Source organism: Selenomonadales bacterium, from assembly GCA_017442105.1.
Taxonomy (GTDB): domain Bacteria; phylum Bacillota; class Negativicutes; order RGIG982; family RGIG982; genus RGIG982.
The window spans coordinates 1-8922 of sequence record JAFSAX010000170.1; the positions used below are offsets into that span (position 1 = coordinate 1).

The 8922-nt window shown below is 49.1% G+C and carries 12 protein-coding genes; 2 read left to right on the forward strand and 10 right to left on the reverse strand.

The features are described from left to right. Window positions 1–160: 160 nt before the first annotated feature. From IJN28_06815 to thiS, 10 genes are all read right to left on the reverse strand, one after another. Entirely contained in the window at window positions 161–844 is a 684-nt protein-coding gene (locus IJN28_06815) for a F420-0:Gamma-glutamyl ligase (GenBank protein ID MBQ6713476.1), read from the reverse strand. After that, the gene (locus IJN28_06820) at window positions 837–1385 is read right to left on the reverse strand and encodes a hypothetical protein (protein MBQ6713477.1); all 549 of its coding nucleotides are present in this window, start codon (window positions 1383–1385) and stop codon (window positions 837–839) included. Before IJN28_06820 ends, IJN28_06815 begins: the two co-directional genes overlap by 8 nt. Window positions 1386–1403: 18 nt before the next feature. Continuing rightward, entirely contained in the window at window positions 1404–2231 is an 828-nt protein-coding gene (murI, locus tag IJN28_06825; GenBank protein ID MBQ6713478.1) for a glutamate racemase, read from the reverse strand. Between the two features lie 12 nt (window positions 2232–2243). Further along, entirely contained in the window at window positions 2244–2663 is a 420-nt protein-coding gene (locus tag IJN28_06830; GenBank protein MBQ6713479.1) for an acyl-CoA thioesterase, read from the reverse strand. Window positions 2664–2873: 210 nt separating this feature from the next. Further along, the gene (locus IJN28_06835) at window positions 2874–3104 is read right to left on the reverse strand and encodes a DUF4405 domain-containing protein (protein ID MBQ6713480.1); all 231 of its coding nucleotides are present in this window, start codon (window positions 3102–3104) and stop codon (window positions 2874–2876) included. Window positions 3105–3143: 39 nt separating this feature from the next. After that, window positions 3144–3734 (reverse strand): thiamine phosphate synthase, encoded by a 591-nt coding sequence (locus tag IJN28_06840; protein ID MBQ6713481.1) that lies wholly within the window; start codon window positions 3732–3734, stop codon window positions 3144–3146. Continuing rightward, complete coding sequence (gene thiH / locus IJN28_06845) at window positions 3727–4857, reverse strand: 2-iminoacetate synthase ThiH (GenBank protein MBQ6713482.1); 1131 nt, start codon at window positions 4855–4857, stop codon at window positions 3727–3729. Before thiH ends, IJN28_06840 begins: the two co-directional genes overlap by 8 nt. 11 nt (window positions 4858–4868) lie before the next feature. Further along, a complete protein-coding gene (locus IJN28_06850) occupies window positions 4869–5648 on the reverse strand; it encodes a thiazole synthase (GenBank protein ID MBQ6713483.1) in 780 nt (259 codons plus the stop codon). A 13-nt stretch (window positions 5649–5661) separates the two neighbouring features. Further along, a complete protein-coding gene (thiF, locus tag IJN28_06855) occupies window positions 5662–6288 on the reverse strand; it encodes a sulfur carrier protein ThiS adenylyltransferase ThiF (GenBank protein MBQ6713484.1) in 627 nt (208 codons plus the stop codon). A 1-nt stretch (window position 6289) separates the two neighbouring features. Next, window positions 6290–6484: a sulfur carrier protein ThiS gene (gene thiS, locus IJN28_06860; GenBank protein ID MBQ6713485.1), complete on the reverse strand. Its 195-nt coding sequence runs from the start codon at window positions 6482–6484 to the stop codon at window positions 6290–6292. A gap of 212 nt (window positions 6485–6696) precedes the next feature. On the opposite strand from thiS, the gene IJN28_06865 reads away from it, so the two are divergent. Both IJN28_06865 and IJN28_06870 read left to right on the forward strand, forming a co-directional pair. Beyond that, window positions 6697–7884, forward strand: a complete 1188-nt coding sequence (locus IJN28_06865) for a pyridoxal phosphate-dependent aminotransferase (protein ID MBQ6713486.1) — start codon at window positions 6697–6699, stop codon at window positions 7882–7884. 88 nt (window positions 7885–7972) lie between these two features. Beyond that, the gene (locus IJN28_06870) at window positions 7973–8683 is read left to right on the forward strand and encodes a hypothetical protein (protein ID MBQ6713487.1); all 711 of its coding nucleotides are present in this window, start codon (window positions 7973–7975) and stop codon (window positions 8681–8683) included. Window positions 8684–8922 lie beyond the last annotated feature (239 nt).

Sequence of the window (8922 nt, forward strand, 5' to 3'; positions counted from 1 at the left end):
CCGATAAAAATATTATTCAGATCGACAGGTGTATGACCTGCCGCAAAGATCACTTCCGACGGAACCGTCGTCGTTATGCCGATTCTGCCCATGATTCACCTTCTCCTTATAAAATAAGAAATAGAGGATAGCAAATATCGCTTATCCTCCTAGTTCCTTATCAATTGTCTGCCAACGCTTTTGCCGCAGGCATCTGCTCGCGCAATTTGGCATAATTTTTAATAATAACGATCGGCGTTTTCTGCGAAGCATTGCCGAACGGATTGTCGATCAACAGATGCGACACAAGCGCAGGATTCATCCCGTCCGTATGGCTGACGATGCGTGCTCGCTTGAGGTCGTTGACGTCTGCCACGACTGCACCGTAACAACCGAGTCTGCGTTTGATCTCACGCGCTACCTCGAACGGCTTGTCCGGACCGTATACGATATGCTTATCGAACGGCGGCATCGTGCACGTAACATCGTCGATAAGCGCAGTCTGTTCACCGCCCAAACGATAGAACCAACCGGGCTTGCCCAATACCTTCATCACAGCACCTGCAATGAACGCACCTGCTACACGCCATTTTCCTTCTACGTCCATCAACGATTGCATACCATACGGCGTTGCAAGCGAACCGCCTTCCGGAATGAACATACAGAGCGTACGAGCCAAGAAGCACGGCTTGAGATCTTCCGGACGAACGATACGACCTTGAATGATCGCCAACACGCTCTCCGCGATCGACACCACATCATCGGGACCGATCTGGTCTTTGACATATTCATCCATAACTGCGAACACATCATCTTTATCTGTCAAAATTCTCGTTTTCACAGGAACCAAACTAACATCAGTCATTGTCCATCACCGTTCCTTTCGCTTCGATCGCTTCACGCACTTCACGCGCCGTCAATACAATGCGTGTTTTGTCGATATAAAGACTTTCTTTATCAACGATCTGATAAAAGATATCAACATTCACATCAGGCATCGCCAAAAGCGTTTCCAACACATTGTCGTTCTGTACTTCGATCTCGAGTGTCACGAAGAGCTTACCGCCCTTCTGCGCAGGCATCAGGACTGCTTCAAAGTATCCGTCATCACGACGTTCACCTTCTCGTTCCACACGACCTAAGATACGCACACCTTTGAACTGTTCCTGCGCCAGCTGCACACGCGCAAAGCAGTCCATCATCGTACAGAGCACTTTGCCCGTATTCATATACGGCATCTCGCACTCTACCGTCATCGACTTTTCCTTGAACTCCGTCGCCTTGAACTCGGTTCTGCGATCAGTATAGATAACAGGAACCGATTTACCCAAACGAATACAATACAGCTTGAACGCAATGACCACTAACACGATCAATGCCACTACAAAGCACAAAAATTCCAACATAATAATATCCCTCCGATTTTATTTTTCCGTCATGCTTTCTTCGCGTGACGGCAATTGTACTTTTTTAAAGATCACATTTTCACCCTCAATGATAAGATGCGCCAACTCTTCGCTCTTATCAAGATTCGCCGTGAAACAAAGCTCGGCTTTCCCGACACCGTCTTGTTTGAGAAGACCGTGTTCTGCCAATACACGCTTCGCCTCACGTGCCGTTGCCTCGGCAGGATCAACGAGTGCTACCTTATCACCGAGCACACGACGGATCGCACCTGCAATGTACGGATAATGCGTACACCCAAGCACGAGCGCATCAACGCCTGCCTCCTGCATTGGAAGTGCAACTTCGCGAACAGCTTCTTCTACCAGCTCATCGTCGATGTGACCGTCTTCAATGAGCGGAACGAATCTCGGACAAGGTGTCGGATATATTTCAGCCTCACAAGACAGTGCTTTCAGCGCAGCCTCATGCGAACCGCTGGCGATCGTAGCACGTGTCGCCATCACTCCGACTTTCTTCGCCGTCGAACGGCTCAATGCTTCTGCGATCCCCTTATCCATTCCGACAAGCGGAAACGGATACTTACCGACAGCCAGGTGATAACCATGCGCCGTCATCGTATTGCAAGCAAATACCGCGATCTTCACACCGCGTTTTTGCATAAACGTCAATATCTCATGCATAAATTCAATAATTTCGGGAATCGTCTTACAGCCATACGGCATACGTGCCGTATCGCCCAAATACAGGATATCTTCCTGCGGCATCTGTCGGCGCAATTCCTTCACTACAGTCAGACCGCCGACCCCCGAATCAAAGACCCCGATCGGTCCGTTTGCTCTAGGCAACCTCAATTCCCCCTAACGTTCTGCCTTATCAAGTGCGGCAAGCTGTGCCAGCTTGTCATAATATTTGGCAGGCAATCGAATGATCTTGCCTTCCTTATTTGTAAATACATTCTGTGTACGGCCTGTCGCCAACACCGCATCGTCAGACAGACGGCGTATTGTATACGTAAACACCATCTTTACGGGCGTAATCGCTTCGGCGATCGTCTCGATCGCAATCTCATCATCAAACCGTCCCGACGAACGATATTTACAACTGACATCCGTGATCGGAAACACGATACCTTCTTCCATCAACGGATTCAAATAAACATCTGCTTCTTTCAAATAGGCAACGCGCCCCATCTCGAACCAACGCAGATAATTGGCATGATGCACCACACCCATCGCATCTGTTTCCACAAAGCGAACACGATCTCTAATCTCAACCAACCCGGTCACCAGCCTTCTTTTCCGCGTATCTTCAGTCTACTTTTATCACAACAAAAAGCATATCATTTCACGCTTAATATACTCCACTTATTGTACTTTTATCTGTTTCATTTGTCAATTCTTTGCAGGGAATAAGTTCCCATTTTTGAACCATTTTCTGACATCAGCCTTCTCGCAAAAAGAAAAAGCCGACAAAATTTGTCGGCCATGTTATCTGTTCATAATGCGCATCTTATTCAGCAGTATCTTCGTGTGCTCGATCACATGCAAAATAACCAGTACAGTCGCCGCATACCCACCGTAAATATGGATCCGTTTGACGATACCGCGACCGGGGCGTTCCACCAAATGAAAGTCAAGGATATATCCCGTCACCAACACCGCAAGCATTGATATCAGAAGCAATATATCGATTCCGACCTGCCATTTTACTCGCTTCATTACCGCACCTCATTTCACAGTGATATCATCAATATTATTTTACCACATATCCATCTGTTCGTGCAGTCGATACAGCAATCTCTTAGGATCATTTGTTTGCATCGCCGACGACATGATACAGATACCTGCAACACCTGTACCTTTCAGCAAACGCACATTTTCTTCGGTGATACCGCCGATCGCATGGACAGGTATCCGAACAGCACGGCAGACCTCATGAAGAAAATCCGTCCCACGCCCTGCCATGCCTCGCTTGCAGTTTGTCGCAAAGATATGCCCTGCCACCAGATAGTCTGCTCCCCACGCTTCTGCTTCACGCGCTTCTTCCGCCGAATGTACCGATACACCAACCGAATGCCAATCATTTTTTCGCAAGCGGCATCGCATCACGGGCAGCGGAAGATGTATCCCAGAACAATTTGCCTCCGCGAAAGAGTGCAAGATACATTCCGTACGATATGGCGCACAAACAGCAAGTACCCGCTTTGCCAATCGACGATATTCGTCTGCGGACAGATCTTTTTCGCGCAAGATGATACGGTCTGCTCCGCCCGCAGCCAAACTCTCTACGCGTGTCAAAAAATCTTCTCGGCACAAATGCCGATTCGTCACGACAGTAATGCTACACATAGATACTGTCACCCATCACAGGTTGAAGCCCGCGTGCTATCATCGCACGGTGAACTTCCTCGACCGAACGCCCATCGGCGATCTCGAACTGCTCGTCCCCTTTGGCATCGTCTTCATGTCCGCCCACGCCGACGGCAACGCCTGCCGATATTTTCGTCCCTGCAACGCCCATGACAGCATCACGAAAAGCGGCTCTCTCGCGTGTCGATACGGTAAGATTGGCGAACGGCAGGAAAATACGATATGCACAGATGATCTGCATCAGCAGTCGTTCCGATACAGCTTCTGTCTTAAGCGATTGTCCGCCTTGTATCGGGCGGATACGCGGACACGAAAAGGCGATCTCAGCATGCGGATACATTTGCTGAACAAGATGCGCATGAACGCCTGTCGCGAACGCATCACGGCGCACGTCCGCAAGTCCCAGCAATGCACCGAAGCCGACTCCGCGCATACCGCCTCGTATCGCTCTCTCCTGCGCATAAAACCGATACGGATAGACTTGTTTATGCCCTGCCAAATGCACTTCGCTGTATCGCTTCTTATCATACGTTTCTTGGAATACCGTCACATAATCGGCACCGCACCGATGCAGATACGCATACTCATCCGTATTCATCGGATAGACTTCAAGCCCTACAACGCGGAAATATTCTCTCGCGATCTCGCAAGCACGCCCGATATATTTAATATCAGACTGCGCTCTGCTTTCGCCCGTCAAAAGAAGGACTTCTTCAAGCCCGCTTGCCTTGATAGATGCCATCTCGCGCCGTATTTCTTCTTCGTTCAGCTTGGCACGATGGATCTGATTATGGCAGTTGAATCCGCAATAGACACAGTGATTTTCACAGTAGTTCGCCAGATAAAGCGGCGTAAAAAAGTGGACCGAGTTGCCGAAATACCGTCTTGTTTCTCGCTTCGCACGCTCTGCCAACTCTTCCAAAAACGGTTCTGCCGCAGGTGACAGAAGCGCACCGTAATCTCTGACTGTCAGCCGTTCGCGGCGAAGTGCCTTTCTCACATCATCGGCTGTATATTCATCTGCATGATACGCATCACGCGCCTCATTGACGTGCAAGAGGATATCCGATTCTATCTGCTCCATGTCGGGCAGATATGTCATGCACCGCTCCATCATCTCGCCTCCTCATCCAAAAATCCCGTCAACGGCGACGAAGCATCTCCACCACGTGTAAGCACACGTCCGAGACCTGCCAGGTACGCATCTCGACCTGCTTTGACAGCCAATCCCATCGCACGCGCCATGCGAACGATATCGCCTGCCGTCGCAATGGCCGTATTCGCCATGACAGCCGCCGCGCCCATCTCCATCGCCGCACAAGCTTCAGACGGACGACCGATACCTGCATCAACGATGATAGGAAGATCGATCTCGTCTATCAATATCTCGATAAAATCACGTGTCGCAAGTCCCTTGTTCGAACCGATCGGCGAGGCAAGCGGCATCACAGCGGCCGCGCCCGCATCGCGCAAATCACGTGCTGCATTGAGATCTGGATACATATACGGAAGTACGGTAAACCCTTCTTTCGCAAGCATCTCGGTCGCCTTGATCGTTTCATAATTATCAGGCAAAAGATACTTAGAATCACGGATAACTTCTACTTTCACAAGATCACCGCAGCCGACAGCGCGCGCCAAACGAGCAATACGTACAGCCTCATCTGCTGTTCTGGCTCCCGATGTGTTCGGCAGGATCGTCACACCCTCGGGAATATAATCAAGAATATTATCCGTTCCGCCGACATTTACGCGGCGAAGTGCCAACGTAATGATCTCTGCCCCTGCTTCTTCTACCGCCGCCCGAATGAGCGGAAGAGAAAACTTCCCCGAACCGAGAATAAAACGCGAATCAAATTCATGTCCACCCAATACCAATTTATCTGCACACATTACATTCTTCCTCCTATTCTTCTCCCAATATCAATCTCACAGCCAAGTTCGCCTGATGTCCCGCACAGATCATCACACGCGGCGCCATCAAGGCAAGTCCGTCTGCCAAGTCGCTCCTGCGGTCTCCGCAGATATAGAGTCTTTGATTCACACGCTCGGTGCGAATGTCATTGCTGTCACCATAGCCGACCATGCCCGACGCGGCGATCACGACTTTGTCCTTCGTCTGCGATAAGACAGTATTGACAAGCATCGCTTTGGCCGTCGCATCATCGAACGCTTCGACGATCAGTGCATCATCACGCAAAACATCGACTGCATTTTTTTCATCCATGCGAACGTGCGTCGTCAGCACTCGGCAATACGGCTGTATCGTCCGCAGTTCTTCGGCAAGCGCATCGACTTTACGCCTGCCCAGATGGCACATACGATATGCCTGCCGATTAAGATTGCTCGCCTCAACAACGTCACAGTCTATCAAATGAAGCGTCCCCACACCGCATCTTGCCAGCATGATCGCTACCTGAGAACCAAGACCGCCAAGACCGGCTACTGCTATGCGTGCTTCTCGAAGCTTACAACTGACCTCGGCCGTATGGCGCACCGCAAGCTGCTGCCACATCATATCTTCTGCGATCATCTCATCCACCTCCCACGAATCGTACGATCTCTGCCGAATCACCGTCAGCAAATCGTACCGCACCAAACGCCTCGCGCGAAATGATCTCTCCGTTCAATTCGACCGCGACGACCTCTGCCCGATATCCTTTCGCCTCCAGATATTCTGTGATCGTCATACCAATCACTTCAGCTGCTTCTCCATTGATACGAATCATAAGCTCCACCCCTTTCAGAAAAAAACAAAAAGCCACACGAAGATCTACACCCGTGGTGGTGTACCCCTTCGTGTGGCTTTCGCTACACTCTATAGATAGTATACCAAAAAATGGTTTCCAAATCAATAGTTATCTGGTGCAAAAAGTAGCTTTATGCTACAATAAAGACAGAATTATCGCACGAATCAAAACGCACTAAGGAGGCTCTTACTATGCAGTTTGCTCAACGTCTTAGCCGTCTTGGCACCGAAAACGCATTCGAAATTCTCGCTGAAGTCAACAAACTGAAAGCAGAAGGAAAAGACATCGTCAGCTTTGCGATCGGCGAGCCCGATTTTGAAACACCCGACAACATCAAAGAAGCCGCTGTCCGCGCGCTCTACGACAACCAAACACACTACGGCCCGTCGAACGGTATTCTTCCGCTTCGCGAAGCCATCGCCAAACACATCTCCGAAACACGTCACATCGACGTCAATGCCAACCAAGTCGTTGTTATGCCGGGCGGTAAACCGATCATTTATTACACGATCCACGCGCTCGTCGACGAAGGCGACGAAGTCATCTACCCCAATCCGGGATTCCCGATCTACGAATCGGTCATTCGTTTCGTCGGCGGTGTGCCTATTCCCGCACCGCTGTCAGAAGCCAACGGATTCTCGTTCGATATCGAGCGCTTGAAACAGCTCGTTTCACCGAAAACGAAGCTCCTGATCTTGAACAGCCCGCAGAATCCGACAGGCGGTATCATCTCGGCAGAAGACCTGGCAGAGATCGCACGCCTCGCCGAAGAATACGATTTCTGGATACTCTCCGACGAGATATACAGCCGCATCGTATATGACGGCGAATTTCGCAGCATCGCCTCTCTTCCGAATATGGCAAAACGCACTGTTATCCTTGACGGGTTCTCCAAAACGTATGCCATGACAGGCTGGCGTCTCGGCTACGGTGTCATGAACGAAGAGCTTGCAAAACAGGTCGCTAATCTCGAAACGAACTGCGAATCGTGCACGAATACATTCGTTCAATATGCAGGACTTGAAGCATTGACAGGCCCGCAAGATTCCGTCGATGAAATGGTAGCTGAGTTCAAAGCACGCCGCGACCTCATTGTGGACGGCCTCAATGCAATCGAAGGATTCACCTGCCAAAAACCGAACGGTGCCTTCTATGTCTATCCGAACGTGACCGAAGCCTGCCGTCTTCTCGGCCTCTCTGATGCGAAAGCACTCCAGAAATATCTGCTCTACGAAGCAGGTGTTGCCGTTCTTCCGAGTACTGCCTTCGGTGCCAAACTCGAAGACGAAACAGAGGAATATATCCGTTTTTCTTACGCAACGAGCCAAGATGTGATCCGCGAAGGCCTTGCTCGTATCGCCAAAGCCATGAAACGGTAATTTTTCGATAATTTTTTCCAATCGAAAGATTTTTCAAAGAATCCTTTTCTATACTGAGAGTAACATCAGAGAAAAGGAGATGTTTCGTATGAAAAAACAGTTTTTCCAATATAAAAAATTTGCTCCGACTATCCTTACAGCAATCATCGCTGTATCGCTTGGTGCATCGACGGCAATGGCACATCCATCTGACCATCATCGCTATACACCCAACCATTATCCTTGTGTAACAGGCGATAACTGCTTCTATGAAGACAGAGAGTCCTCTTTCCATGACCGCTATGATGATGCTGAGTTCCAAAACAAATTCGCGGCAAAATATCTGGCAGAGAGTTTCTCTCTCGACCGCGAAGTCATTCACTCCTATTTAGATGACGGTTGGAGATTCCGTTCTCTTCAACACGCTGCCTTGATCGCCAAAGTATCGGGTACGCCGTTTGAAACAGTACTCGAAACGAAAGACAGCGGTAAATCGTGGCGCGAAGTTGCGTCTATCTACAAGGTCACACCAAGCCAGATCAAAGAAGCAAGATTTGACATTCGCGCGACACATATGGCAGAACGACTTGATGTGAACAAACATACACTCAAAGCATTGTTAAAAGACGGCTACCATCCGCGTGATATCGCCGCAGCCAATGCTATCGCAAAGAAAAGCAATAAACCGCTCCTCACCGTCCTCTCCTTGCGCGGCATCAACAACACTTGGGAAGACGTTGCGGAAGAAGTCGGCTTATCTCCGCGCGAAACAAGAAAACTCTTCGCACCGCATCAACCGCCGATGTTCTATCGCAGATAATACTGATATGCTAAAAGAGCAGTTCCGAATTGGAACTGCTCTTTTATTGATTCTTTTTTCAAAATAATCTCATTTCTCTTTATTTTCTAACCATGTATACATTGTCTAAACCCTCGTTTTTTAACAAAACTTGTTTGAATTCGATTATTGTTTTTGATATAATCTAGCGGTAATCCTTCCTATTTATAGATAATAATGAGGTGACAAGGTTGGCAACAAACAAAAATCCAAAACTCGAC

Coding starts and splice junctions, on each gene's coding strand:
- IJN28_06815 (MBQ6713476.1), bottom strand. CDS start 844: ATGACTGATGTTAGTTTGGTTCCTGTGAAAACGAGAATTTTGACAGAT.
- IJN28_06820 (MBQ6713477.1), bottom strand. CDS start 1,385: ATGTTGGAATTTTTGTGCTTTGTAGTGGCATTGATCGTGTTAGTGGTC.
- IJN28_06835 (MBQ6713480.1), bottom strand. CDS start 3,104: ATGAAGCGAGTAAAATGGCAGGTCGGAATCGATATATTGCTTCTGATA.
- IJN28_06840 (MBQ6713481.1), bottom strand. CDS start 3,734: ATGTGTAGCATTACTGTCGTGACGAATCGGCATTTGTGCCGAGAAGAT.
- thiH (MBQ6713482.1), bottom strand. CDS start 4,857: ATGACATATCTGCCCGACATGGAGCAGATAGAATCGGATATCCTCTTG.
- IJN28_06850 (MBQ6713483.1), bottom strand. CDS start 5,648: ATGTGTGCAGATAAATTGGTATTGGGTGGACATGAATTTGATTCGCGT.
- thiF (MBQ6713484.1), bottom strand. CDS start 6,288: ATGATCGCAGAAGATATGATGTGGCAGCAGCTTGCGGTGCGCCATACG.
- thiS (MBQ6713485.1), bottom strand. CDS start 6,484: ATGATTCGTATCAATGGAGAAGCAGCTGAAGTGATTGGTATGACGATC.
- IJN28_06865 (MBQ6713486.1), top strand. CDS start 6,697: ATGCAGTTTGCTCAACGTCTTAGCCGTCTTGGCACCGAAAACGCATTC.
- IJN28_06870 (MBQ6713487.1), top strand. CDS start 7,973: ATGAAAAAACAGTTTTTCCAATATAAAAAATTTGCTCCGACTATCCTT.